The sequence below is a fragment of the Halosegnis marinus genome, assembly GCF_029338355.1.
GTDB lineage: Archaea > Halobacteriota > Halobacteria > Halobacteriales > Haloarculaceae > Halosegnis > Halosegnis marinus.
This window is the reverse complement of the sequence record NZ_CP119802.1, coordinates 1,910,060-1,934,392: the sequence shown is the minus strand read 5'-3', so window position 1 is coordinate 1,934,392 and position 24,333 is coordinate 1,910,060. Positions and strand designations below refer to the sequence as shown.

Here is a 24,333-nt window from a genome sequence, read left to right as displayed (position 1 = left end):
CGCCGGCGACCGTACGCCGACCGTGACCGTCCCCGAACCCAACCGCGACGACCTGTTCGACGCCGACCGCGAGGTGACGCCGCGCCCGCACGACCGCCTCGTCGCGGCGCTGATGGCCGACGAAGTGCTCGGCTGCGACGAGCGGACGGCCGAACGGTTCGTCGAGGAGCACGGAACCGAGGTCGCGGAACGTGAGATACGCGGCGCGTGGACGGCGACGGGCTTCTACTGAGAATCGAAGGCTCTTAAGCCGCGGTCGCGTACCGCGGGGCGTGTTCCACGAACTGGTCTCAGACCCCGGCGAGCACACGCCGGAGGAACTGTACGCGGCGCTCGCGGCCGAACTCGCCGACGCCGTCGAATCCGCGGGGGTCGACGCCGTCGCGGCGCGGACGGACCTCGACCGTGAGACCGTCGCGGCGGTCGCGGCCGGCGACGCGCCCGAACTGACGCTGGAGGAAGCCGCTGCGCTGCTGGCGGCCGCGGAGGACGACGACGCCGAGAGCATCGTCCTGCTGTCGCGCGACGCGCTGATGATGGGGATGTCGCAGGCCGTCCTCGACGTGGAGGCGCTGGCCGCGGAGGCGGGCGGCGACCTCGAAGCCCGCGAGGTGCAGTCGAAGATAGAGGGCCGGTTCCCGATGACGCTTCGGGAGTTCGCCCTGTTACACGCGACCATCCGCGCGCGGGTCCGCTGATGCGGGTCGCGATACTCGGCTGCGGCTACGTCGGCCTCGAACTCGCCCGGCAGCTGTCGGGCGACCACGAGGTGACGGGCGTGCGCCTCTCGGACCTCGACGCGGTGCGCGCGACGGGCGCGGACGCCGTGGCGGCGGACGTGACCGAACCCGACGACCTCGCGGCGGTCCCGGACGCCGACGCCATCGTCTTCGCCGCTTCCTCGGGCGGGCGCGGCGCCGACGCCGCGCGAGAGGTGTACGTCGAGGGGTTGCGGACGGCTATCGACGTGTTCGCCGACCGCGACTCGCCCCCGGAGCGGCTCGTCTACACCTCCTCGACGGGCGTCTACGGCGACCACGACGGCGACTGGGTCGACGAGTCGACGCCCATCGAGCCGACGACGGAGAAGACCGCCGTCCTCGCGGAGGCGGAACGGCTCGCGACCGAGTACGCGGCCGAGCGCGATATCGACGGACGCGTCGCGCGCTTCGCCGGGCTCTACGGTCCCGACCGCTACCGGCTGGAGCGGTACCTGGAGGGGCCGGTAACGGCCGGCTACCTGAACATGGTCCACCGCGACGACGCCGCGGGCGCGGTCGCCCATCTGCTCGGCGACGCGGACGCGCCGGTCGTGAACGTCTGTGACGACGAGCCGGCCGACAAACACGCCTTCGCGGACTGGCTCGCCGACGAGTGCGGCGTCCCCCGGCCCGAGAAGCGCTCGAAGCGGGAACGGCTGGCCGAGGGCGACCTCTCGGAAGCGGCCGAACGGCGGGTCCTGACCAGCAAGCGCGTCGCGAACGACCTGCTCCGCGAGACCGGCTACGACCTCCGGTACCCGACCTACCGCGAGGGGTACCGCGCGGCGGTCGAGGCGTACCGCGCGGGCTGACGGCGGTCCGGGACGGCGATTGAACGGAGGAAAGCTACTTGTCCGGAGGCGGGGACGTGCGGTGTATGGCAACGGCGCCGGCCGGGAGCGCGGCGTGGGCCCCCGAGGGGGCGGTCCGGTCCGTCGGGACGGCCGTCGAACAGCGACCGGAGCTGTTCGCGGCGGCGGTCGTCGTCGGACTGGTCCTCGTCGCGCTGGCCGTGCTCGCCCTCAGGCGGTTCCGGCGGCACCCCGGCGAGCGGCTCCGCCGGACGCTCGCGGAGCACGACTCCGTGGCGATACTGATGCACCCCGACCCCGACCCGGACGCGATGGGGTCGGCGCTGGGGCTCGCACACCTCGCCGACACGGTCGGTACCGAGACGCGCCTGTGTTACCCCGGGGAGATACGCCGCCACGAGAACCGGGCGTTCCGGACCGTCCTCGACCTGGACTTCGAGCGCGTCACCGAGGCCGCGGAGCTGTTCGGCGAGGCGGTCGTGGTGGTTGACCACGACGAGCCGCGGGGGTTCGAGGGCGCGGAGACCGTCGAGCCGCTGGCGGTCGTGGACCACCACCCCGGCGACGGAGTCGGCACGGCGTTCACCGACGTCCGCGACGGCTACGGGGCCTGTGCGACCATCGTCACGGAGTACCTCCGCGGCGTCGGCATGACGCCCGACGGGGAGGGGGACGCCCGGCTGCCGGCCGGCGTCGCCTCGGCGCTGCTGTACGGCATCCAGACGGACACGACGTATCTGAGCCGCGGCTGTTCGGCCGCGGAGTTCGACTGCTGTGAGTTCCTCTTCCCGGCCATCGACGGCGACGTGCTCGACCGCATCGCCAACCCCCCGGTGGACTCCGAGACGCTCGACGTGAAGGCCCGGGCCATCCGCGAGCGGACGGTGCGGATGCCGTTCGTCGTCAGCGACGTGGGGACGGTGTCGAACGTCGATACGGTGCCGCAGGCCGCCGAGGAACTCCTCCGGCTGGAGGGCGCGACGGCCGTCGTCGTCTTCGGGGAGAAGGACGGCGTCTATCACCTCTCCGGGCGCTCGCGCGACGACCGGGTCCACATGGGCCACGCCCTGGAACTGGCCGTCGCGGAGCTGATAGACGCGGGGGCCGGCGGCCACGCCCGGATGGGCGGCGGACAGGTCCCGGACGACGGCGTCGCCCCGCCGGAACTGGCCGACCGGCTGTTCACGGCGATGAACGGCGAGGAGGCGTAGGGCGGGACCGGCGGCGTTTTGCGGCGCGCGGTCCACGTCGCGGTATGAAGCGCGACGCGTCGTGGGCCTACCGGAACCGTTTCCACGAGTCGTTCGCCCGCACGTACTTCCGCCGGTTCGGCGACGGCCTCGTCTCCTCCGTCGGCGTCGGCACCTACCTCGGCGAGGCGACCGACGGGGCGGACGAGCGGTACCACGCGGCGCTCGTCGAGGCGCTCGAAAGCGGCGTGAACCTCCTCGACACGGCGGTGAACTACCGACACCAGCGCTCCGAGCGCGTCGTCGGGCGAGCGCTCGCCGACGCCGACGTGGACCGCGATGCCGTCCTCGTGGCGACGAAGGGCGGCTTCGTCCCGTTCGACGGCGAGCGGCCCGACGACCCCGGCACCTACGTCCGCGAGACGTACCCGGGCCGCGAGTTCGTCCGCGGCAACTGCATCGAGCCGGGCTACCTCGACGGCCAGCTCGACCGCTCGCTGGAGAACCTCGGCCTCGACGCCGTGGACCTCTACTACGTCCACAACCCCGAGACGCAGCTGGAGGAACACGACCGGGAGACGGTGTACGACGCGCTGGAGGCGGCCTTCACGCGGCTCGAGGAGCGCGCGGCCGCGGGCGACCTCCGGCACTACGGCGTGGCGACGTGGGAGGCGTTCCGCGTCCCCGCCGACCACCCCTCGTACCTCTCGCTCCCCGAGGTCGTCCGCCGGGCGCGCGCCGCCTCGGACGCCGCGGGGACCACCTCGACGCACCTGCGGGCGATTCAGCTCCCGTTCAACGTCCACATGGCCGACGCGTTCACCGTCGAGAGCCACGAGAGCGCCGACGGCCCCCAGAGCGCGCTGTGGTTCGCCCACGAGGCCGGCCTCGACGTGTTCGCGAGCGCGCCGCTGATGCAGGGGGAGCTGGCCGACGGACTGCCGGAAGCCGTCGCGGCGCGGCTCGACGGCGACACGTCGGCCCAGCGGGCCATCAACTTCGCGCGCTCCGCGCCGGGCGTGACGGCGGCGCTCGTCGGAACGGGGTCGCCCGAACACGTCGCGGAGAACGTCGCCGCCGGAACCTTCCCGCCGCTGGGGGCCGACGCGTTCGACGAGGTGTTCGAGTGAGCGCTACCCGATCTGTTTGTACTGGCGGCCGCAGTCGGGACACGACCGGACCTTCCCGACCCCGTCCTCGCTGTCCTTCGTCGCGAGGTTCTCGTCGCAGTGGGTGCAGATGAGCCGCTCGTAGGTGTCCTTCTCGATGTCCCCGGCGCGGAGTCCCTGTCGAACGGTGTCCATGCCCCGACCTATGCGGGCAGTCACTTAAAGCGCGGCGGCCGCGCGGCCGGCTTCGACAGCCTCTAACGGCCCCGCGGCGAAGCGCAGCCGTGTCCCGCCGTCGTCTCTTCGCCTCCCTCTGCTCGATGGTCTTCCTCGTGAACCTCGCGCGGGTGGTGTTCGCGCCCCTGCTCGAGTACATCGCGGCGGACTTCGGCGTCACGGTCGGCTCGCTCGGCGTCGTCGCCAGCGCCGCGTGGCTCGGGAGCGCCCTGCCGCGCGTGCCGACCGGCTGGCTGCTCACCCGTATCGACCGCCACACGGTGGTCGTCGGCGCGGGCGGGGTGTTGACCGCGGCGGCGACGCTCACGGCGTCGGCCCCGAACGTCCCCGCGCTCGCCGCGGGCGCGTTCCTGATGGGGCTGGCCTCGGGCGTCTACTTCATCGCCGCGAACCCGCTCGTCTCGGAACTGTTCCCCGAGGGCGTCGGCCGCGCGCTCGGCATCCACGGGATGGCCTCCCAGACCGCCGCCGCGGGCGCGCCGGTCATCGTCATCGCCGTCGTCGCGGCGTTCGGCGACTGGCGCTCCACGTTCCTCGTGGTGGCCGTCGTCGCCGCGCTCACGACCGCCGTCCTCTACCTCGTGGGGCGGCGCGCCGACCTCCCCGACGCCGGGAGCGACGACCGCGACCTGCTCGGCGCGGCCCGCGCGCAGTTGCCGATAATCCTGACGGGCGTGCTCGTCACCGGCTCCGTCGGCTTCGTCTGGAACGGCCTGTTCAACTACTACCCGACGTACATGCAGGCGAAGGACCTCGACCCGCAGACGGCGAGCCTGATGCTCTCGGTGCTGTTCACCGCGGGCATCCCCGCCTTCTTCCTCACCGGACGGCTCGCCGACCGCGTCCCGAACGTTCCCCTCCTGCTCGCCGTCGTCGCCGGCTTCACGGCCTGTCTGTTCGTCCTGCCGCACGTGACGGGGCTGTGGCCGCTCGTCGTCTTCTCCGTGGTGCTGGGCTACACCATCCACTCGCTGTTCCCCGCCGTGGACACGTACCTGCTCGGGACGCTCCCGGACCGCCACCGCGCGTCGGCGTACACGGCCTACTCCGCGACGATGATGCTCCCGCAGGCCTTCGGCGGCGGCGTCGTCGGCTCGCTCACCGAGTCGGGCGTCACCTTCGACGCCATGTACACCGCCTTCGCGGCCGGTCTCACGGTCGTCCTCGCGGCGCTCGTCGCGCTGTACCTCGCCGGGCGACTCCCCGTGGGGCGGGTCGGCGAGAGTCAAACGGGCGTGTGAGCTTTCCCCCGACTATATGACAGGTCGGACGGACGTCCGCGTATGGACCTCGACTCCGAGACCCTCTTCGACGTGGCGGCCGGCGCCATCGCCGCCGTCGCCGTCCTCTTCTTCATGTTCAGCGTGGACACCGGGCTCTCGCCCGTCACGACCGTCGCCGCCGTCCTCGCCTTCGCCGGCGGCGTCTTCGCCGTCAGCCAGCGCGACGACGACCGCACCCTCATGCTCGTCGGCTACGCCGTCGTCGTCGTCACCGTCGTCGGCCTCGTGGCGCGCGTCGTCGGCGTCTTCCGGGCGGGCAGCGCCGCCGTCGTCGCCGCGCTGCTCGTCGTCGCGCTCGCCATCTTCCTCCTGCGCGAGCGGCTGGACGAGGACGGGCGGCTCGCCACGCCGGGCCGGGCGCGTGCCGTCTTCGCCGTCCTGCTCGTCCTCGCCGTCGCCGTCGTCGCGGTGGACGTGGGGACGGGCGGCCTGACGTACGACCTCGACGCCGAGTCGGAGGTGACCGTCCCGACCGGCGACGAGCGCCACGGCCGACTCACGGTCGCCACGCTGGTGGCCTCGAACCCGACGCCGCTCCCCGAGCGCGTCGAGGCCCCGCAGTACAACGCCTGTACGGCCGGTGACTGGAGCGCGTACCGATTCGAGACCGAACCGGGCGAGCCAACCCGTGAGGCGCAGGTGCGCGCGTACGTGGACGACGGCTACAACGAACACGTCCTGAGCTTCGGCGAGCGGCGGTTCCCGGTCGAGCTGAACGTCAACGGCCGGAACGTCTCCGGCGAGACGTTCCCCGTCGAGGTGGCGAGCGAGTGCCCGGACAACACCTCGGGCGACCCCTACGTCGTCCTGTTCCCCGACCCGGACACCCCGCGGCGCATCGCGGTCTGACGCCGGGTGACCTAAGGGGGCCGCGCGCCTCGATACGGGCGATGGAATACGTGCAGGAGCGGGTCGCCACGCTCCACGACTTCGGCGACGCGCGCCCGGACGCCCCGACCGAGCGGGCGGCCGTCGTCGTCCCGATGACGGAGCGGGAACACGCCTCGCTCGCCGCCGAGCGCGTCCTCTCGGCGCTCGAACGCGTCGACCCCGAGCGCGTCGTCGTTCCCCTGCGCGCGGAGGCCGACACCGCGCCCGCGGTGGCCGACTGGCTCGACGGCTTCGCCCTCGACGTGGAGACGCTGTGGTGTGACGGCCCCCGCCTCGCCGACCTGCTCGACGACCACGGGCTGACCGGCCCCCGGGGGAAGGGCCGGGACGTGTGGCTGGGGCTGGGCGTCGCCGCCGACTCGGAGTACGTCGTCGTCCACGACGCCGACGCGACCACCTACACCGACGCGCACGTCCCCCGCCTGCTGTTCCCGCTCGACCGCGGCTTCGCCTTCTCGAAGGGGTACTACGCCCGGGTCGAGAACGGCCGGCTCTACGGCCGGCTGTTCCGCCTGTTCTACCGGCCGCTGGTCCGCGCGCTCGCGGACGCCCATCCCGGCGCGGAGGTGCTCGACTACCTGAACGCCTTCCGCTACGCGCTCGCCGGGGAGTTCGCGGCGACGAGCGACCTCGTGCGGTCGCTGCGCGTCCAGCGCGGCTGGGGGCTCGAGGTCGGGACGCTCGGGGACGCCTACGCCGAGGCGGGCGTCGAGGGGACCGCACAGGTGGACCTCGGGCGGCACGAACACGACCACCGGGCCGTCTCCGGGCCGGCCGGCCTCTCCACGATGAGCGAGCAGGTGTCGGCCGCGCTCCTCCGCGCCGTCGAGGCGGGCGGCGTCGAGCCGGACTACGACACGCTCCCCGACCGCTACGAGGCGGCCGCCGAGTCGCTCGTCCGCGCCTACGGGACGGACGCCGCGTTCAACGGCCTCGACTACGACCCGGCCGACGAGCGCGCGCAGGTCGCGGAGTACGCCGACGCCGTCGCGCCGCCGGGCGAGGACACCCGCCTCCCCGCGTGGCGCAAGACGACGCTCGACTCGGGAGCGGTCCGGGAGGCCGCGGCGGCGGACCTGGAGGCGATACGGTGACGCTGTCCCCCGACGAGGTGGCGGGTATCGTGGACCTCTTCGGCGCGCTCCGGCCCGCGGAACTCGACCGCGCCCGCGAGGAGTACGGCTTCCGGCGCGACGAGGCGGTGCCCGAGTCGGACGTCGAGGCCGCCGTCGAGGCGTACGCGCTCGTCGGCTACGAGCGCGACGGCGACCGCTACCTCGCCGTCGGCCCCGCGGCGTTCCCCGCCCTGCCCGAGGGCGCGGAGGACCTGCCGCACATCCTCGACGTGGAGTCGCGCGCGCCCGACCGCGCGGCGCTCGAACGCGCCGCCGAGGAGCGGTTCCGCGGGGACGTGGCCCGCGCCGTCGCCGCGGAGGACGACGACGAGATACGCCGCCTGCTGGACGTGAGCTACGACCTCGAAGCGTGGGGTGACCTCGCGCTCGCCGACCTCCGCGCGCGGCTTGACGACGCGCTCGCGTAGTCGGGACCGACCGCCGGCGGGCGACTTATGGGCCGTCGCCGCGTCGTCGGGGTATGGACCTCGCGCTCGACCGCGTCCGCGCCCACACGCCGGTGCCGGCGACGGAGGGCGAGCGCGACGCCGCCGTCCTCGTGCCCGTCGTCGAGCGCGACGGGCGCCTCCACCTGCTGTTCATCAAGCGCGCCGATCACCTCGGCGAGCACGCCGGCCAGATGTCCTTCCCCGGCGGGGGACGCGAACCCTCCGACGACGACCTGCTCGCGACGGCGCTCCGCGAGGCGAACGAGGAGGTCGGGATGGACTCCACGGGCGTGGAGGTCGTGGGCCGGCTGGACGACATCGCGACGGTCACCAGCTACTCGGTGCGACCGTTCGTCGCGCGCGTCCCCGACCAGGAGTGGGTACCGGACGAGCGGGAGGTCGCGGAGGTCGTTCTCCTGCCCATCGACGAACTCACCGACCTCGCCAACTACGAGAGCGAGCGGCGCGACCACCCCCACTACGGGGACATCCGCCTCCACTTCTTCCGCGTGGACGGCTACACGGTGTGGGGCGCGACGGGCCGGATGCTCGTGCAGTTCCTCGAACTCGCCTGCGGCTGGGAGATGCCCGCCGAGGTGGACCGGGTCGTGGACCCGGACGCCGACTTCCCGGTGTAGCTCAGAGGTCGAGCGTGCGGTAGCGCAGGTAGCCGAGCGCGGCGGGCACCACTGCCCACACCACCAGTACGACGACGCCGTACCACCCCTCGCCGTAGAAGGGGGTTCCGGCCGCGGGCAGGAACCCGTCGGCGGCGACGGCGCCCACGACGAGCTGGTACGCGCCGTTCGGGACGAGCGTCGAAACGAAGACGGCCGCCCGCTGGGCGGTCGCGGCGCTCACGACGTCGGGGCCGAACACGGTTATCCCGAGCGCGACCACGTCCCACAGCAACTGGACGACGAGGAACGCGCCGACCGTCAGTACGGTGGCGCGGCTCGTCGAGGTGGTCGTCGCGGAGAGCCCGACGTACAGCCCGACGTACGCGAGCGCGGACAGCGCCGTGACGGCCGCGAAGGCGGCGTACTGGGTCGCCGAGAAGTCCGCGTACAGCGCCACCACGACGACCAGCGCGACCAGCAGGCCGGCCGCGAGCGCGCTCAGCAGGACCGCGCTCCGGCCGACGAACTTCCCCACCACGACGTCCCGGCGGGTGTGCGGCAGGCCGAGGAGGAGCTTTCCGCTCCCGCTCTCGGACTCGCCGGCGACGGCCTTGTAACAGACGACGAGCGTGGCGACGGCGACGAACAGCGTCGCCGGCCCCGCGAGGAAGACGAGCAGGCTCAGCGTCTCCACCTCGCCCGCGCCCGCGAGTTCCACCTGTACGTACCGGTAGACGGCGGCGAGGCCCGCCATGAGCAGGACGAACAGCGCCGTCAGCCCCCACAGCGCGCGCGAGCGCACCGCGTCGGCGAAGTCCTTGCGCGCGACGACGGTCCACGTCACGGCGCCACCTCCGCGGGCGCGGCATCGTCGGGCGCGGCCGCGTCCTCGTCGGCCGTCGCGGACATGAACAGTTCCTCCAGCGACGCCTCGCTCGTGGCGAGGTCGAGCACCGTCGCGTCGAGCGTCCCGACGGCGTTCACGACGGCGGCCTTCGCCGGCCCGTCGGCGTGAACAGTCACCCGGCGCGCGTCGGCGTCGACGGCGACGGCGGACACCCCGTCGACCGCGCCGACCGCCTCGGCGAGCCCCTCGGGGACGGCGTCGAGGGTGAGCGTGAGGGTATCGCCGTCGCCCATCGCGGCCCGGAGGCCCTCGATGGTGTCGACGGTGACCAGCCGCCCCTCGTCGATGATGGCGACCCGGTCACAGACGGCCTCGACCTGTTCGAGGATGTGACTGGAGAAGAACACCGTCGCGCCCCGCGCCGCCTCGGCGCGGATGATGTCGCGCATCTCGCTCGCGCCACGGGGGTCGAGCCCCGTCGACGGCTCGTCGAGGATGAGCAGGTCCGGTTCGCCGACCAGCGCCATCGCGAGGACGAGGCGCTGGCGCATCCCCTTCGAGTAGCCGCCCGCGGGCCGGTCGGCGGCGTCGGCGATGCCGACCCGGTCGAGCAGCGCCGCGGCGTCGTCGTCCGTCCCCTTGGAGTCGACGGCGAACTGGACGTGTTGGCGGCCCGTGAGCCGGTCGTACACGTGGTAGCCGTCGGGGAGGACGCCGGTTCGCCGCCGGACGTCGAGGCCGTCGCGCTGGGCGTCGAAGCCGAGCACGCGGGCCTTCCCGCTCGTCGGCCGGACGAAGTCGAGCAGGACGTCGATGGTCGTGGACTTGCCGGCCCCGTTGGGTCCGAGGAAACCGAACACCTCGCCCGCCTCGACGGTCAGCGACACGTCGTCGAGCGCGAGGACGTCGCCGTAGCGCTTGGTCAGGTGTGAGAGCTCTATCGCGGCCATACGCGCGTTTCGTCCTCTCGGATATTGAACTAGTACTGATTGACACTCTCACGCCGAGAGTGTTGCGCCGACCGACACCCTTAGCCCTCGGCACGGCCGGATTCGGGTAGTGACACGACTGCGCCACACCCCTCTCGCCCGGGCGGACCTCGACGGCGTGGCCGTGAAGCCGCTCGAACACGACCTCGCGCGCGTCGCCGACCTCGACGCGCCGCTCGTGAACGTCGACTACGAGGGGCGCGAGGCGTTCCCCGACGGGGACACCCTGCGCGACCTGGCCGCCCACACCCGCCTGTCCGTCACGACGCCCGTCCGCGCGGACGGCTTCGACCCGCTGGGCGACGACTCGCTGCTCCCCCTCCCCGACGGTGTCGAACGCGTCCTCGTCGCGGGCAACCCCGCGTACCTGACCGACGCCGAGCGCGAGCGCGCCGTCGCGCCGCGGCTGGGCGCGGCCCGCGAGACGGCCCCGGAGGCGTGGGTCGGCACCGAGGGCGTCGAGCGGCTGGCGATGGCCGCGGGCGGCCCGCAGTACGAACTCCTCTCGCGGCGCACGGGCAGGGAGGTCCGGGCGCTCCGGGCCGCCGGCTTCGACGGCGACCTCGCGCTGTACGCCCCGGTCGTCCTCTCCGACGAGGAGGACGAGATACTCGACGCCGTCGGCGGGTACGCCGCGCGCCGCGGCCCGGTGAAGCGCGCGCTCCCCGACGGCGCGACGACGGACGGCACGGCCGGCGGGCGCGCCCGCGAGGTGCTCTCGCAGGCCGTGCGCGACTACGCGCTCGTCGGGAGCGTCGCCGAGGTCGCAAAGCGAGTGGCCGAACTCCGCGAGGCCGGCGTCGATACCGTCGTCGGCTACCCGGCCCGCGGCCTCGACGAGTTCCGCGGCTGACTTTTGGCCCCGGCGTCCGAGGGGCGACCATGCACCTCGCACGCGAGACGACGCGCTCCGTCGCCGAGGCCGACCCCGAGGTGGCGGTCCTCCCGGTCGGCTCGACGGAACAGCACGGCCCGCACCTGCCGCTGGGAACCGACCACCTCGTCGCGGAAGCGTTCGCCGACGCGCTCGACCGCGCGGACTCCGTCGTCCTTCCGACGCTCCCCGTCGGCGTGAGCGACCACCACCGGCAGTTCCACGGCACGCTGTCGCTGTCGCCCGAGACCTTCGAGCGCGCCGTCCGCGAGACGGTCGCGTCGCTCGCCGAGCACGGAACCCGGAAGGTCGTCCTCCTCAACGGCCACGGTGGCAACGACGACGCGCTCCGGCGCGCGGCGCGGACCCTCCGCCGCGAGGAGACGGCGTTCGCCGTCCCGTGGAACTGGTGGGACGGCTACGACCCGGCGCTGGCCGAGGACCTGCTCGGTGAGGGGTTGGGCCACGCGAACGCCGTCGAGACGAGCATGGTGCTGCACGTCGCCCGCGACCTCGTGGACGAGGAGCGCGTCGCGGACGCGGAGGCGACCGCCGCCGAGTCGTGGGGCCGCGAGGTCCACGGGGCGGACGTTGGGTTCGACACCGCCGACTTCTCCGAGGGCGGCGCGGTGGGGACGCCGACGGCGGCGAGCGCCGACGCCGGGAAACAGCTGTTCGACGCCTCGCTCGCGGAGCTGACGGCGCTGGTCGACTGGCTCGCGGCCGAGCCGTTCGCCGACCTGCTCCCGGAGCCGCACCGGTAGGGCGAAGTGGGCGGGGTCGCCACCCCGCGTATGGATATCGCAGTCGTCGGGGGCGGCGCGGTCGGCGCGACGCTCGCGTACGACCTCGCCGAGGACGCCGAGGTGACGCTGTACGAGGCCGACGAACTCGCGGCCGGCGCGAGCGGGCGGGCGGCGGGCCTCTGTTACGACGCCTTCTCCGACCGCCGCGACGCCGAACTGGCGACCCGGGCGCTCGAACGGTTCCGCGGCCTCGCGGGCGGGGGCGGCTTCGCGTTCACGGACTGCCCGTACGTGTGGCTCGTTCGGGAGACGGGCGAGGAGGCTGACGAGCGGCGCGCGGCCGAGGTGCGCGAACAGGCCGAACGGATGCGCGACCACGGCCTCGACGTGACGACGCTGTCGGGCGAGGAGGTCGCGGCGCGGTTCCCGGGCGTCGTCGGCGGGGACGTGGCCGTCGCCGCCGTCGCGGAGTCGGCGGGCTACGCCGACCCCGAGTCGTACACGAAGACCATCGGCCTGCTGGCGCGCGCCCGCGGCGCGGACATCCGGGAGGGGACGCCCGCGACGCTTACCGAGGACGGTGACGTGCGGACCGCGGACGGAATAGAAGAACACGACGCCGTCGTCGTCGCCGCGGGGGCCCACACCCGCGAGGTGGTGCGCGACGTTGCCCCGATACCGGTCAAGCCGTACCGCGTGCAGGCGCTCGTCACCGAAGCCGCGGACGCCGACCCGCCGATGCTGTTCGACGCGACGAACGGCTTCTACCTCCGGCCCCACGGCGAGGGACTGCTGGTCGGGAACGGCACGGAGCCGGTCGAGCAGGACCCCGACGACTGGGACCGGGAGGCGGACACGGACTTCCGCGAGGACTGCGTGACGTATCAGGAGCGCGCGCTCGGCTGGTCGTGGCCGGAAGCGCGCTCGTGGGCGGGGCTGTGTACCGCGACGCCGGACGGGGACCCGCTCGTCGGCGAACTCGCCGACGGCGTCCACGTGGCGACCGGGTGGCAGGGCCACGGCTTCATGCGCGCGCCGGCGGTAGCCGAGCGGCTGGCGGCGCAGGTACTCGGCGAGGGGGAGGGGATACAGGGGTTCGACCCCCGCCGGTTCGACGGGGACGAACAGTTCGAGATAGTCGAGGGAATGGACGTGGAGCGGCGGTAGGCGGGCTACTCCTCGTCGTCGGCGTCCGCGTCATCGCCGTCGTCGCCCACGTCGATGGACTCGGGCGCGTCCTCGTCGTCGCCGTCCGACTCGGCGACGACCTTCGGCACCTCGACGCGGAGCGCGCCGTTCTCGGTGAGGGTGGCCTCCGCGCGGGTCGGTTCCACGGCCGCGCCGGCCGGGAGGTCGGCGCGGCCTTCGAGCGTGAGGCCGCGGCCGGGGAACACCATCTCGTAGCCGTCGTGGACGTCGCGGAAGCGGTCGAGGCGGACGTGGACCGCGCCGTCCTCGAAGCGGACCTGGACGTCCTCCATCTCGACGCCGGGCGCGTCGAAGACGACGAGGTAGGCGCCGTCGCCCTCCAGCACGTCCGCGGCGAGCGGGCGCTCCTCCTGGACGCGGGCGGAGACGCGGCCGGCGCCCTCCAGCATCCGGCGGCCGACCGACTCGCCGATCTCTCGTAGGTCCGTCATGGCGTCAGCTCCTCCAGCCCGTCGGCGTTGCCGCAGTACGGGCAGGTGAACGCCTCCAGCCCCGTCCCGTCGGGCATGTCGTACGTGTAGTGGAGTTCGAACATGTCGAGGTCGCAGTCGTCGCGCGTGCAGACGGCTTCGAGGGTCTTCGGCATATGCCGGTGTAGGCCCGCGCGACTCTTGAACGTCCCGGCTGTCGCAATCCCGCCGGGAAAACCGTCTTGCCCGCGGGCGGACACCCACGGGTATGCGCGAGGTCACCCACGAGGCGACGGGGCCGGTCCGGCTCGACGCCTCGGACATCGACGAGGAGTACGGCGACATCGCCGTCTGCATGTGCGGGCTCTCCGACGACCGTCCCTTCTGCGACGGGTCGCACCGGGCCACGGAGGGAGAGGAACCGGGCGTCCGCTACAAGTACGAGGGCGGCGAGCGGCGGCGCGTGAACCTCCTCGTCGAGGACTAGATCAGTCCGCGTCGCCGGGCGAGCGCACGGCGAAGAAGTCGCGCAGGTCGGCCTCGCCCGCGGTCACGTCTCCGAGGTCCGCGTACGGGCGGTTCACGACGATGTCGCCCGCGGTGCCCGAGCCGATACCCGGGACGGCCGTGAGTTCGTCCATCGACGCGGCGTTCACGTCGAGCGGATGGGGCACGCCCGTCACCGAGCGGTAGCCGTGGCCCGTGATGGCCACGTCCGTCGTCCGCCCGAGTTCGCGCTCGCCCGGGACCGCGACGAGCAGCGAGTACGTGCCGAGTTGCCGGCCGAAGGTCCGCCCGTCCTGGTGGTACTCGAAGTGGACGTCGGGGAGGACGGTGCCGACCGGGGCGACCCGCTTCAGCATCGGGTTGTCTATCTCCTCGCGCACCTCCCGCTTGTAGGCCTTGAAGTTCCGCTTGTGCTCCTTGGCTATGTCCGCGCCCGTCTCGGCCATCTCCGTCCCCTCGAAGGCCATCACCTGCCGGATGTTGATGCGTCTGAGCATCAGCCCCTCGTCGTAGACGTCGCGGAGGAAGCGCTTGTTGTGCTCGTACGTCTCCGGGCGCTCGCCCATCAGCCCGTGAACGAGGTTGATGCCCGGGAGGAGCTTCGGGAGGCGGTTCGGGGCGTCCGGCCCGTGAGACGGGGCGTTCGACGGGTCCTCGCCGGGCCGCCAGCCGCCCGCCTCGTTGACGACGCGGACGGCCTCCAGACACTCGTCGGCGGTGACGAGGAGGTTGTTCTCCTCCTGGACGACGGGGTCCGCCGATTCGAGTCCGAACGCCGCGGTGTCGCCCGCGGTGTTGTGCCGGGCGATGATTTCGATGGCTTCCCGCGACCTCTCCGGGTAGTCCACGATGGTCACGGGGTTCATGTTGTCGAGGTGGAGCGTACCGAGGTCGGGCGCCACCTCGCGGATGCCGCCGTAGAGGTCGCGAAGGGCGTCGGGGTTGGGGGCCTCGCCGTCGCCGCCGAACGCGAGGATGTCGGCCTGCCGGCCGATGCGGAAGTGGCGCGCGCCGCGGTCGTAGAGGCTCTCCACCTCGCGGACCACGGCGTCGGCCGTCCGGAAGGCGGGGTCGCCGTACATCGGCTCCGTACAGAACGAGCATCGGTAGGCGCACCCCCGGGAGGTCTCCATCTCGCAGATGAGGTAGTCGGGGTGGTTCGGGTGCTGTTCGACGACGAACGCGCCCTTCGCGGCCCACCGCGCCACCTCCTCGTTCGAGCGGTAGCGGTTCTCGAACCCCTCCAGCCCGCCGTGTGCGAGGTCGTAGGCGGCGGCCTCCACGTCGGCCATCGCGAGGAAGTCGTAGTCGAGGTCGTCGCGCTCCATGTCCTGTGCGCCGGCGTTCTCCTCGCCGACGCCGAACCGGACCGGGCCGCCCATCAGCGTCGTGCCGTCGGCGACCCACGCGAGTTCGCGCACCTCGTCGGGTTCGGCGGGGGTGCCGCCGACGTACTTGCCGGGGACGGTCATGCCGCCGATGTAGACGAACAGGTCCGCCTCCTCCACGTCGCGCCACTTGGCGCGGTCCTCGCGGAGTTCGTCGATGGTGTGGTACGTCACCTGCTCCGCCGGGACGCCGGCGTCCACGAGCGCGCCGGCCGTGTAGCGCGGGTAGGTGGAGATGTACGGCGGCACGCCGAAGTGGGCCGGCTCGTCCACGTAGCCGTCCACGAGCGTGACGGAGAGGTCGGCCGGGTCCTTCATTGTCGGACGAAGCGGGTCGAGGAGTAAAACGCCGCCGGTCCGCGGGCTTTTCTCCCGGCGCGCGCATGGACGGGCATGGACGACGACCTCCCGGCGGGGACGCGTGTGGGGCGCGTGACGCTCGCCGTCGCGGACCTCGACCGCCTCGCGGACTTCTACGAGCGGGTCGTGGGGCTCGAACTCCGCGAGCGGAGCGACGACCGGGCGCTTCTCGGCGCCGAGACGGGCGACCCGTTCCTCGAACTGCGCGCGAGCGACCGCCCCGAGCGCGGCGACGACGAGACGGGGCTGTTCCACGTCGCGTTCCGGGTGCCGGACCGCACGGCGCTGGGCGCGGCCGTCGAGCGCATCGAGCGCCGGTGGCTCCTCGACGGCGCGTCGGACCACCTCGTCAGCGAGGCGCTCTACTTCCGCGACCCGGAGGGGAACGGCATCGAGGTGTACCGCGACCGCCCGCGCGGGGAGTGGCCCCGGACCGACGACGGCGGCGTCGAGATGGACTCGCTCCCGCTCGACACCGACGCCCTGCGCGCGGACGGCGACGGCGCGGCGACGGTCCCCGACGGGACCGACGTGGGCCACGTCCACCTCGAAGTCTCCGACGTTCCCGCCGCGCGCGACTTCTACGTCGGCGCGCTCGGGTTCGGCGTCCGCGACGAGTGGGTGCGCGACGGCGCCCCGGAGGCGCTGTTCGTCGCCGCGGGCGACTACCACCACCACGTCGGCCTGAACACGTGGTACGGCTGCACCGAGCCGGCGACCGGGCTGGGGCTCGCGGTCTTCGAACTCGTCCTCCCGGACGCCGACGCGCTCGCCGCGGCCGAGGAGCGCCTCCGAGCGGCCGGCTACGACCCCGAGCGCGACGACGGGGGCGTGACCGTCGCCGACCCGGACGGCATCCGCCTGTGGCTGCGTCCTGAGTAACGGCTACGTTCCGGGGGCGCGTACGGGGGGCATGGAACTCGGGACACGCGGGCTCTCGCTCCCGCCGCGCGGTGACGTACTGACGGCGGCGGGGTTCGTCGTCGCGGTGAACGCCGTCGGCGCGCTCCCGGCCGCCTTCGTCGGCGCGGACACCTCGTGGATAGACGAGCCGTTCTTCTTCCCGCCGACGATCGCGTTCCCGGTCGTGTGGACCATCCTGTTCACCCTGCTCGGGGTCGCGCTGTTCCGGGTGTGGCGCGCCGACGCGGGCGCGGCACGCACCCGCGCGCTCGCGCTGTTCGGCGTGCAGTTCGCGCTCAACGTCGCGTGGACGCCGGCCTTCTTCGGCCTGCGGAGCCCGGGGCTCGGCCTCGCCGTCATCGCGGCGCTGTGGGTCGCCATCGTCGCCACCATGGTCGCGTTCGACCGGGTGGACCGACGCGCGGCCGCGCTGATGATTCCCTACCTCGCGTGGGTGTCGTTCGCGGCGGTGCTGAACGCGGCCATCTACCTCGGCGTGTAGATGTACCCCTCCAGCGGGTCGTAGCGGTCGGCGTCGACGGCGAAGCCCGCTTCGGCGACACGGGAGACGGTGAGCGCCGCGACCACGGCGTCGAGCGCGTCCCCGCCTCCCTCGGCGACGAGCAGGTCGGCGGTCGCGTCGTCGAGACGGACGTGTTCGCGCAGGCCCGCGACGATGCGCTCGCGCCGCGCGCGCTCGCCCGCGTGAGCCCCCCCTTTGTAGCGCTCGTCGGGCAGGTCGAGCGCTCGCAGCGCGCTCGCGGGGTATATCTCGCACAGCGTCGGGCCGTCGGCCGGGGCGAGCGGTTCGACGCCGGCGCGACCGTCGAGGACCAGCGGCGCGAGCACGTCTCGGACCCCGTGGAGCGTCTGATAGCGCGTGATGAACGAGTACGGCGAGGACGCGCCGACCGGGCCGTCCGTGGCGCGCTTCAGTTCCACGCCGTCGGTCGCGCCCGCGCGTGCGCGGTCCTTCAAGCGCGTCTGCATCGTCCTCCCGTCGGCGTCGGCGAACTCGTCGCGGAACCACGCGAGGAACGCCGGCCAGTCGTCGAGCGGGGGAAGCAGCGCGCGCGGGAGGCCGAACGAGAAGTCGAGGCCGACCGGGCCGTCCGCCGTCGCGAGCCACTCGCGGAGCGCGCCCAGCACGTCGTCGCGCCCGGTCGCGTCGAACGCCTCGCGCGCGGACCGGCAGGCCGTGACGCGGCCGTCCGCGACCGTGGCGAGCCAGATGTCGTCGCCGGGTCGGGCGGCCCCGGAGAAATCGACGCCGTGGAAGGTGGGCGTGTCCGCCATTCGTCCGTCGGTTCGCGTGCCCGGACCTACCGGTTTCCGGTTCGGACGCGCCTACTGGAACGCCTCGAACGGCTCGTCGCAGTCGTTGCAGTAGTGCATCGAGCGGCACAGCGACGGCCCCTTCGGGTGTTCGCGCGTCGTGTTCTCGCCGTCGCAGTACGGACACGTCGCGGCCTCCGTCTCGGCCGTCTCCGTCGAGGGGTCGGGTCGCTGCCCCCTCATATGCTCACCCCGAAGTCGCGCAGCGACTCCTTGCCGGCGTCGGTCACCATCGAGAGGTTCCACTCCGGCGACCAGACGAGTTCGACGCGGGCGTCGTCCACGCCCGCGACGCCCGCGGCGGCCTCGCGCACGTCGTCGGTGAGCATGTCGCGGGCCGGACAGCCGGTGTAGGTGAGCGTCATCCGCACCGTCGCCTCCGTGCCCTCCGCCGTCTCGCGCACGCCGACGCCGTAGATGAGCCCGAGGTCCACGACCGAGACGGGCATCTCGGGGTCCTCTATCTCGTAGACGGCGTCCCATATCTCGCGTTCGAGGCCGGTCGCGTCCGCGCCCGTGTTCGGGAGGTCGTCGGGGGCGACGCCCTCGACGTAGTCGGTGTAGCCGCAGTACTCCGGGCCGTCGAACGGGGCCTCGGGCGCCTCGCTCATCCCTCCACCTCGTCGGGGTCGACCATCAGCTTCGCCGGCTCGCGCCCGAGCATCTCGTAGGTGTACGTGAACTCGTCGTAGAGCCCGCGCCAGTCGTCGGTGTGGCTGCCGTCGCGGCCGCGCACCCCGGACTCGGGGAGGCGGGGCTCGGGCACGTCGAGGCCCAGCCCCGCGAGAAACGGCGTCGTGACGGCGAGCCAGTCCTCGCGGAGTTCGGCGAGCGGCGTCGAGCGGACGCCGAGGTCGAGGATGGCTTCCTCCTCCTCGGTCGGCTCGAACATCGTCAGCGCGTGGGGGTAGAGCCGGTCGAGCGCGTCCTGCAGGCGGACGAGCGCCTCGTCGCCCGGCGCCACGTCCTCGGTCAGGCGGTCGAGCCAGCTCTCCGTGTGCTCGAGGTGGTAGTTCTCCTCGCCGCGGACCTTGCCGAGCCGGTCCGCGATGCGGGGGTACGTCGAGCCGTCGAGCGACTCCAGGTGGAGCGACTCGAACGTGTCGTAGAGGTAGCCGCGGAGGACGCAGTCGGCCCAGTCGCCCTTCCCGTAGTCGAGTTCGAGCAGGGTGGCGTGGCGGAACGCGTCCGGGTCGCGCTCCCAGATGAGTTCCTCCTCGGCGCGACCGAGGTCCTCCAGCAGGTCGTACCAGAGGCGGGCGTGGCCGTACTCGTCCTGCGCGATGTTGGCGACGGCGATGTCGGCTTCGAGGGTGGGACCGCGCGTCTGCCAGTCGATGTACCGCTCGGCGACGACGAACTGGTCGTCCGCGAGCGTCTCCAGCTCGGCGACGACGGCGGCGCGCTCCCGCTCGGAGAGGTCGCGGGGGTCGAGCTCAGTCACCGCCCTCACCCTTCGACGCCTTCAGTTCGCGCTCGGCGTCCTCCTGCTCGCGCTGGCTGTCCTCGATCTCCTCGGCCATCTGTCCCGTGGAGTAGTTCGTCGCCCAGCGGTACTCCTTCTGGGTCGTACCGCCCATCTCGACGCCCATCTCGTCGGCGTCCACCGTACCGATATCGTCCTTCGGGACGACCCACAGCGAGTTCGCGGGCTTCCGGCGGGCGTGCATCACCTGCGCGTACTGCTTGGCGAGCTCCATGTTCGGGGCGTGCACGTCGCCGACGTGCTGGTGGTAGTCCTTCCGTTTCTCCTGGCGGAACACTTCGAAGCGCATCAGTCGGCGGCCGCGCCGGTCGTGCCGGCGACGGCCGTGTCGTCGAGTATCGCCTCGCGCACCCACTCGACCGCCTCCTGTCGGCGGCCCCGCGAGTCGATCTGCTCGCGGCCCGTCGGGAACTCGTTGCGGGCGACCGTGCCGAACTCGTCCCAGTCGAGGTCGTCGTTCTCGATCTCGTAGTGGTCGCGCGACTCGTCGTACTCGATGCGCGGGTACTCCGGTATCTCCAGCCCGTACTTCTCCGCCTTCGGGAGGTAGGCGTTGAGGAAGGCGTTGCGCAGGTCGTCGTTGCTCATCGTCTTGAGCCCGACCTCCTGGGCGAAGCCGCCGTGGGTGGAGGCGTCGTCCGTCGGCCCGAAGAACTGGAGGATGCGGGGCCACCACTTCTCGAAGGCCTCCTGGAGCAGTTCCCGGTCGCGCTTCGACCCGGTCGCTATCTCGCGGAGGATGTCCTCGCCGTGCTTGATGTGGAACCCCTCCTCGAAGCAGATCTTGTCGATGGCGTGGGCGTACGGCTCCCACGAGGTGCGCTTGAGGGAGGCCTGCCGGCGCATCGCCGCGCCGTCCACGAAGAACATGATCATCGGCAGCTCGTACCAGTGGTCGAGCGGGTAGTGGAAGCAGTTGAGGAACTTCCCGCGGCCGTCGGCGAGTTCGTCCAGCATCTCCTCGCGGGTCTTCACGCCGAGCTGTTCGGCCGCCCGGTAGAGCAGCTGGCCGTGGCCGATCTCGTCCTGCACCTGTGCGGAGACGGCGAGCTTCCGTTCGAGGGAGGGGGCCTGCCGGATGAAGGGCCGCTCGATGAGCGCGCCCATGATCTCGGAGTTCGCGTGGAACTGAATCATCCGGGTCGCGGCCTTCCGGTACTCCTCGGGCATCTCGTCGCCCGGGCCGAACTCCCGCGGCCCGGCTCGCTCCTTCACCGTCTCGATGTCCATACCTCCCTGTTCGGCCGTATCCTCATGGTCGTTCACCCGCCCATGGCGCGGTTTTATATACTTCTTCGGCGATTCCTGCCGTATGCGAGAGGAGTGCCTGGTCGTCGAGATACGCGTCGAGGGTGACGGCTGTCCCCTCTCCGAGGCGACCACGGGGGGGACGCGCCGAGGCCGCGCCGCCGCTGCGCCGGGCCGACGGCAACGCGCTGTTACGGTTCTCGTCGGGCGATTCCGTCGTCGGGGAGCGCCTCGACGCCGACGACCGCATCCGCTATCTCCACGGCGCCCGGGCCGACGGCCGGTGGAACTACCGCTGTCTCTCGAAGGAGCGGTGCGTGCTCCACGACCTCATCGACGTGGGCTTTCTCGCCGAGGCCTCGACGTTCGAGGGGGGGCCGCGAACGCCACCTCGGGGCGGTCGTCGGCCGCGACGTGCTGGAGGGGGTGCTGGAGGCGGCGGGCGAGGCCGTCGGCGTCGGCATCGAGCGCATCAGCCCGCTCGGCGAGGAGGACGACACCCCCGTCGCCCGCCGGTGGGACCTCACGCCGGCACAGGAGGCCGCGCTCCGGGCCGCCCACGAGGCGGGCTACTTCGCCGTTCCCCGGCGGGCCGACGCGAGCGAGGTGGCGGCGACGCTGGACATCTCGAAGTCCGCGTTCCTCGAACGGCTCCGGCGGGGGCAGGCGTCGCTGTTCGAACAGCTCCTGTAGCCGGCGACCGGGCCGGCGGGCGTCCGAATCGCCCCGTCGGCCCGACGTATCGGGGCCGCGACCCGGCGGCGCGGCGCCCACGTGTGTGCGTCAAAGGGAGTTAGAATCCCGCTATTGCCGAATTACGGCCCTTTCGGCGGCGGAACCTATTTGTGGGGTTCCCCGTTTCACACAACCACCATGCCGGAGTACGCCGTGGAACGCCGCGACAGGGAATCGATTCGGGAGCTCCAGGCCGACCGGCTCCGCGAGACGGTCGCACGAGCCTACGAGAACGTCCCCTTCTACCGCGAGGCGCTGGACGAGGCCGGCGTCTCGCCCGACGACATCGACTCGGTCGAGGACGTGCGCGAGCTACCGATGACGACGAAGGAGGACTTCCGCGACGAGTACCCCGACGGACTGTTCGCCGTGGACGACGAGGAGGTCCGCCGGATCCACGCCTCCTCGGGGACGACCGGGAAGCCGAAGATCGTCGGCTACACCGACGGCGACCTCGACGTGTGGAGCGAAGTGGTGGCGCGCTCGCTGTCCGCCTCGGGCGTCGAGCCGGGCGACACGGTCCAGAACGCCTACGGCTACGGCCTCTTCACGGGCGGTCTCGGCCTCCACTACGGCATCGAGGAGCTTGGCGCGACGGTCATCCCCATCGGCGGCGGGCAGACCCAGCGACAGGTCGAGATACTGCAGGACCTCGGAAGCGACGTCATCTCCTGTACCCCGTCGTACGCGCTGTACATCGCCGAGACCGCCGAGGGGATGGGTATCGACCCGACCGACCTCGACCTCTCGACGGTCATCTTCGGCGCGGAGCCGTGTACCGAGCCGATGCGCCGCGAGATAGAGGAGCGGCTCGGCGTCACCGGCATCGACATCTACGGCCTCTCCGAGATAATCGGCCCCGGCGTCTCGAACGAGTGTCACGAGGCACAGGACGGCCTCCACATCTGGGAGGACCACTTCCTGCCGGAGGTCGTGGACCCGGCGACCGGCGAGCCCGTCGAGGAGGGCGAGGAGGGCGAACTCGTGCTGACGACGCTGACGAAGGAGGCCGTCCCCGTGCTCCGCTACCGGACGGGCGACCTGACGACGCTGGACTACGAGGAGTGCGAGTGCAGCCGCACGATGGTCCGCATGGACAACGTCACCGGCCGGGCCGACGACCTGCTCATCGTCCGCGGCGTGAACCTCTACCCGAGCGAGATAGAGTCGGTCGTGCTGGAGTTCGACGACGTGGCCCCGTACTACCGCATCGACCTCGACCGCGAGGACGAACTCGACACGATGAAGCTCTCGGTCGAGCTGGCCGAGGACTTCGACGGCGACCGCGGGGAGACCCGCGAGGAGATCCTGACGCGGCTGGAGAACGTCCTCTCGTTCACCCCGGACGAGCTTCGGCTGGCGGAGCCGGGGGAACTCGCGCGGACCGAGGTGGGCAAGGTGAAGCGCGTCTTCGACAACCGATAGCGCGGGCCGCGGTTCCCCGCGTGTGCCCGTGTCGTGCGACCGCGTGTCGCGCCCACCGGCCCGCGCGTCATTATTGCCAAGCGTCGAAATCGTGCGGTAGAGCTTGTTTCGCGGTTGTTTATCCGAGACGTATGCATAACTTTATCATGGACAATCCCAATCGCCGGGTGTACCATGGGAGCCAAGGACACGGGTTCGACGACGCGGCGGTCGTTCCTCTCGCTGGCGGCGGCGGGGAGCGCGGTAGCACTGGCCGGCTGTAGCGGCGGCGGCGGAAGCGGGGGGAACACCGCCACCCTCGGCAGCCTCAATCCGATGAGCGGGTCGTACAGTTCGCTCGGGCCGAACCAGCGCGCCGGCGTGGAGCTGGCGGTCGAGCAGGTCAACAACGGCGACGAGTTCGACTACGGCTTCGAGACCGTCTACAAGGACACCGCCACGGAGGCCGGGACCGCCCAGCAGGTGGCCCAACAGGCCGTCCAGCAGGACGACGCCGACTTCCTGATGGGCGCGATATCGAGCTCCGTCGCGCTGTCGCTCAACGAGTTCGCGGCCTCGGAGGAGGTCGTCTACTTCTCCGGCGGCGCGGCCGTCCCCATCACCGGCAGCGCCTGCAACGAGTGGGTGTACCGGTTCGAGACCAACACGGCACAGATAGCGGAGGCCATCTCCGACTACACCGTGAACGAACTCGGCTCGAACGTCTGGTTCCACATCGCCGACTACGCGTACGGCGACTCGGTGTACCAGCGGACCCGCCAGCGGATGAGCGAGGAGTCGGACGCGTTCACCGAGGTCGGACAGACCGCCTCGGAACTCGGCTCGTCGAACTTCGGCTCGTACATCAGCCAGATCAGCAACTCCGACGCCGACTCGGTGATACTCGGGATGCTCGGCGGCGACCTCGTGAGCTTCGTGAACCAGGCCGCGAACCGCGGGCTCACCGAGGAGGTGAACATCGTCGCGCCGACGATGAGCATCCAGAGCACCCGGCAGGCGCTCGGCCAGCAGGGCGTCGGCACCTACGGCGGCGTCCGATACAACGCGAACATCGACATCGGCGACAACGCCCAGTTCGTCGAGGCGTTTCGGGAGGCGAACGACGGGCGGCTCCCGGACAACTTCGAGCGCACCGGCTACGAGTCGGTCCGGTATCTCGCCGCCGGGATGCAGGAGGCGGAAAGCACCGACCCCGCGGACGTCCGCGACGCCCTCGAGGGGATGACCCGGACGACGGTGCTCGGCGACGTGACGCTCCGCGAGGAGGATCACCAGGCGACCGTGCCGACGTGGATGGCCGAGATGGTCCCCGGCGAGGGCGAGACCGCCGAGGTCGAACTGCTGAGCCGGACGGACGACAACCTTCCCCCCGCAAGCGAACTCGGCTGTGAGATGAACTGAGGG

30 protein-coding genes and 1 pseudogene are annotated in these 24,333 nt (G+C 72.1%); 19 read left to right on the top strand and 12 right to left on the bottom strand.

All coding sequences use genetic code 11. The features are described 5' to 3' along the window. Positions 1-22: 22 nt before the first annotated feature. The 5 genes from P2T37_RS10770 to P2T37_RS10750 all read left to right on the top strand — a co-directional run bounded on the left by P2T37_RS10770 (position 23) and on the right by P2T37_RS10750 (position 3,893). Positions 23-232 carry a hypothetical protein gene (locus P2T37_RS10770; RefSeq protein ID WP_276233938.1) on the top strand — a complete coding sequence of 70 codons (210 nt, stop codon included), beginning with the start codon at positions 23-25 and terminating at the stop codon, positions 230-232. A 40-nt stretch (positions 233-272) separates the two neighbouring features. Next, positions 273-698 carry a DUF5791 family protein gene (locus tag P2T37_RS10765; protein WP_276233937.1) on the top strand — a complete coding sequence of 142 codons (426 nt, stop codon included), beginning with the start codon at positions 273-275 and terminating at the stop codon, positions 696-698. Then, positions 698-1,573 carry an SDR family oxidoreductase gene (locus P2T37_RS10760; protein WP_276233936.1) on the top strand — a complete coding sequence of 292 codons (876 nt, stop codon included), beginning with the start codon at positions 698-700 and terminating at the stop codon, positions 1,571-1,573. Before P2T37_RS10765 ends, P2T37_RS10760 begins: the two co-directional genes overlap by 1 nt. 65 nt (positions 1,574-1,638) lie before the next feature. Continuing rightward, positions 1,639-2,784, top strand: coding sequence for a DHH family phosphoesterase (locus tag P2T37_RS10755; RefSeq protein ID WP_276233935.1), 1,146 nt, complete (start codon positions 1,639-1,641; stop codon positions 2,782-2,784). Between the two features lie 44 nt (positions 2,785-2,828). After that, positions 2,829-3,893 (top strand): aldo/keto reductase, encoded by a 1,065-nt coding sequence (locus P2T37_RS10750; protein WP_276233934.1) that lies wholly within the window; start codon positions 2,829-2,831, stop codon positions 3,891-3,893. 3 nt (positions 3,894-3,896) lie between these two features. Here P2T37_RS10750 and P2T37_RS10745 read toward each other — a convergent pair whose 3' ends face one another. Beyond that, positions 3,897-4,067: an HVO_0758 family zinc finger protein gene (locus tag P2T37_RS10745; protein WP_276233933.1), complete on the bottom strand. Its 171-nt coding sequence runs from the start codon at positions 4,065-4,067 to the stop codon at positions 3,897-3,899. 125 nt (positions 4,068-4,192) lie between these two features. Here P2T37_RS10745 and P2T37_RS10740 point away from each other — a divergent pair, with 125 nt between their 5' ends. Genes P2T37_RS10740 through P2T37_RS10720 form a run of 5 tightly spaced genes read left to right on the top strand, consistent with a single transcriptional unit; the run spans position 4,193 to position 8,485 of the window. Next, positions 4,193-5,350, top strand: a complete 1,158-nt coding sequence (locus P2T37_RS10740; RefSeq protein ID WP_276236170.1) for an MFS transporter — start codon at positions 4,193-4,195, stop codon at positions 5,348-5,350. Positions 5,351-5,392: 42 nt separating this feature from the next. After that, positions 5,393-6,241: a hypothetical protein gene (locus P2T37_RS10735; RefSeq protein ID WP_276233932.1), complete on the top strand. Its 849-nt coding sequence runs from the start codon at positions 5,393-5,395 to the stop codon at positions 6,239-6,241. A 41-nt stretch (positions 6,242-6,282) separates the two neighbouring features. Next, a complete protein-coding gene (locus P2T37_RS10730) occupies positions 6,283-7,377 on the top strand; it encodes a glycosyltransferase family protein (protein ID WP_276233931.1) in 1,095 nt (364 codons plus the stop codon). Then, a complete protein-coding gene (locus P2T37_RS10725; RefSeq protein WP_276233930.1) occupies positions 7,374-7,826 on the top strand; it encodes a DUF7109 family protein in 453 nt (150 codons plus the stop codon). The genes P2T37_RS10730 and P2T37_RS10725 overlap by 4 nt, the downstream gene beginning before the upstream one ends. Before the next feature lie 53 nt (positions 7,827-7,879). After that, positions 7,880-8,485 (top strand): NUDIX hydrolase, encoded by a 606-nt coding sequence (locus P2T37_RS10720; RefSeq protein ID WP_276233928.1) that lies wholly within the window; start codon positions 7,880-7,882, stop codon positions 8,483-8,485. A gap of 1 nt (position 8,486) precedes the next feature. On the opposite strand, the gene P2T37_RS10715 is transcribed toward P2T37_RS10720, so the two are convergent. Both P2T37_RS10715 and P2T37_RS10710 read right to left on the bottom strand, forming a co-directional pair. Continuing rightward, the gene (locus P2T37_RS10715) at positions 8,487-9,311 is read right to left on the bottom strand and encodes an ABC transporter permease (protein ID WP_276233927.1); all 825 of its coding nucleotides are present in this window, start codon (positions 9,309-9,311) and stop codon (positions 8,487-8,489) included. Beyond that, a complete protein-coding gene (locus P2T37_RS10710; RefSeq protein WP_276233926.1) occupies positions 9,308-10,264 on the bottom strand; it encodes an ABC transporter ATP-binding protein in 957 nt (318 codons plus the stop codon). Before P2T37_RS10710 ends, P2T37_RS10715 begins: the two co-directional genes overlap by 4 nt. A 118-nt stretch (positions 10,265-10,382) precedes the next feature. On the opposite strand from P2T37_RS10710, the gene P2T37_RS10705 reads away from it, so the two are divergent. The 3 genes from P2T37_RS10705 to P2T37_RS10695 are packed head-to-tail and all read left to right on the top strand — an operon-like array spanning position 10,383 to position 13,090. Next, complete coding sequence (locus tag P2T37_RS10705) at positions 10,383-11,156, top strand: DUF7388 family protein (protein WP_382211847.1); 774 nt, start codon at positions 10,383-10,385, stop codon at positions 11,154-11,156. A gap of 29 nt (positions 11,157-11,185) precedes the next feature. Further along, complete coding sequence (locus P2T37_RS10700; RefSeq protein ID WP_276233924.1) at positions 11,186-11,941, top strand: creatininase family protein; 756 nt, start codon at positions 11,186-11,188, stop codon at positions 11,939-11,941. Positions 11,942-11,971: 30 nt separating this feature from the next. Then, positions 11,972-13,090 carry an NAD(P)/FAD-dependent oxidoreductase gene (locus P2T37_RS10695; protein WP_276233923.1) on the top strand — a complete coding sequence of 373 codons (1,119 nt, stop codon included), beginning with the start codon at positions 11,972-11,974 and terminating at the stop codon, positions 13,088-13,090. A gap of 5 nt (positions 13,091-13,095) precedes the next feature. Here P2T37_RS10695 and P2T37_RS10690 read toward each other — a convergent pair whose 3' ends face one another. Then, positions 13,096-13,563: an Hsp20/alpha crystallin family protein gene (locus P2T37_RS10690; protein WP_276233922.1), complete on the bottom strand. Its 468-nt coding sequence runs from the start codon at positions 13,561-13,563 to the stop codon at positions 13,096-13,098. Then, complete coding sequence (locus tag P2T37_RS10685) at positions 13,560-13,718, bottom strand: DUF7559 family protein (RefSeq protein WP_276233921.1); 159 nt, start codon at positions 13,716-13,718, stop codon at positions 13,560-13,562. The genes P2T37_RS10690 and P2T37_RS10685 overlap by 4 nt, the downstream gene beginning before the upstream one ends. A gap of 92 nt (positions 13,719-13,810) precedes the next feature. On the opposite strand from P2T37_RS10685, the gene P2T37_RS10680 reads away from it, so the two are divergent. Continuing rightward, positions 13,811-14,029, top strand: coding sequence for a CDGSH iron-sulfur domain-containing protein (locus tag P2T37_RS10680; protein ID WP_276233920.1), 219 nt, complete (start codon positions 13,811-13,813; stop codon positions 14,027-14,029). Between the two features lies 1 nt (position 14,030). On the opposite strand, the gene P2T37_RS10675 is transcribed toward P2T37_RS10680, so the two are convergent. Next, positions 14,031-15,755, bottom strand: coding sequence for a radical SAM protein (locus tag P2T37_RS10675; RefSeq protein WP_276233919.1), 1,725 nt, complete (start codon positions 15,753-15,755; stop codon positions 14,031-14,033). 75 nt (positions 15,756-15,830) lie between these two features. Between P2T37_RS10675 and P2T37_RS10670 the strand changes: the two genes are divergently transcribed. After that, on the top strand, positions 15,831-16,679 hold the full coding sequence (locus P2T37_RS10670) for a VOC family protein (RefSeq protein ID WP_276233918.1): 849 nt from the start codon (positions 15,831-15,833) through the stop codon (positions 16,677-16,679). A 31-nt stretch (positions 16,680-16,710) separates the two neighbouring features. After that, positions 16,711-17,202, top strand: a complete 492-nt coding sequence (locus P2T37_RS10665; protein ID WP_276233917.1) for a TspO/MBR family protein — start codon at positions 16,711-16,713, stop codon at positions 17,200-17,202. Here the strand turns inward: P2T37_RS10665 and P2T37_RS10660 are convergent. The 6 genes from P2T37_RS10660 to paaA are packed head-to-tail and all read right to left on the bottom strand — an operon-like array spanning position 17,187 to position 20,751. Further along, positions 17,187-17,996 (bottom strand): DUF429 domain-containing protein, encoded by an 810-nt coding sequence (locus tag P2T37_RS10660; protein WP_276233916.1) that lies wholly within the window; start codon positions 17,994-17,996, stop codon positions 17,187-17,189. The two genes, P2T37_RS10665 and P2T37_RS10660, sit on opposite strands and share 16 nt — an antisense overlap. A gap of 51 nt (positions 17,997-18,047) precedes the next feature. Further along, entirely contained in the window at positions 18,048-18,218 is a 171-nt protein-coding gene (gene paaE, locus P2T37_RS10655; RefSeq protein ID WP_276233915.1) for a 1,2-phenylacetyl-CoA epoxidase subunit PaaE, read from the bottom strand. Next, positions 18,215-18,646 carry a 1,2-phenylacetyl-CoA epoxidase subunit PaaD gene (paaD, locus tag P2T37_RS10650; protein WP_276233914.1) on the bottom strand — a complete coding sequence of 144 codons (432 nt, stop codon included), beginning with the start codon at positions 18,644-18,646 and terminating at the stop codon, positions 18,215-18,217. Before paaD ends, paaE begins: the two co-directional genes overlap by 4 nt. Beyond that, the gene (gene paaC / locus P2T37_RS10645) at positions 18,643-19,488 is read right to left on the bottom strand and encodes a 1,2-phenylacetyl-CoA epoxidase subunit PaaC (protein ID WP_276233913.1); all 846 of its coding nucleotides are present in this window, start codon (positions 19,486-19,488) and stop codon (positions 18,643-18,645) included. Before paaC ends, paaD begins: the two co-directional genes overlap by 4 nt. Further along, entirely contained in the window at positions 19,472-19,810 is a 339-nt protein-coding gene (locus P2T37_RS10640) for a phenylacetic acid degradation protein PaaB (protein ID WP_276233912.1), read from the bottom strand. Before P2T37_RS10640 ends, paaC begins: the two co-directional genes overlap by 17 nt. Next, on the bottom strand, positions 19,810-20,751 hold the full coding sequence (paaA, locus tag P2T37_RS10635; protein WP_276233911.1) for a 1,2-phenylacetyl-CoA epoxidase subunit PaaA: 942 nt from the start codon (positions 20,749-20,751) through the stop codon (positions 19,810-19,812). The genes P2T37_RS10640 and paaA overlap by 1 nt, the downstream gene beginning before the upstream one ends. Before the next feature lie 82 nt (positions 20,752-20,833). Between paaA and P2T37_RS15465 the strand changes: the two are divergent. The 3 genes and pseudogenes from P2T37_RS15465 to P2T37_RS10620 all read left to right on the top strand — a co-directional run bounded on the left by P2T37_RS15465 (position 20,834) and on the right by P2T37_RS10620 (position 24,330). Then, positions 20,834-21,462 (top strand): annotated as a pseudogene (locus P2T37_RS15465) (helix-turn-helix domain-containing protein). Positions 21,463-21,642: 180 nt separating this feature from the next. Continuing rightward, positions 21,643-22,929: a phenylacetate--CoA ligase PaaK gene (paaK, locus tag P2T37_RS10625; RefSeq protein ID WP_276233910.1), complete on the top strand. Its 1,287-nt coding sequence runs from the start codon at positions 21,643-21,645 to the stop codon at positions 22,927-22,929. Between the two features lie 174 nt (positions 22,930-23,103). After that, positions 23,104-24,330: an ABC transporter substrate-binding protein gene (locus P2T37_RS10620; RefSeq protein WP_276233909.1), complete on the top strand. Its 1,227-nt coding sequence runs from the start codon at positions 23,104-23,106 to the stop codon at positions 24,328-24,330. Positions 24,331-24,333: the final 3 nt, after the last annotated feature.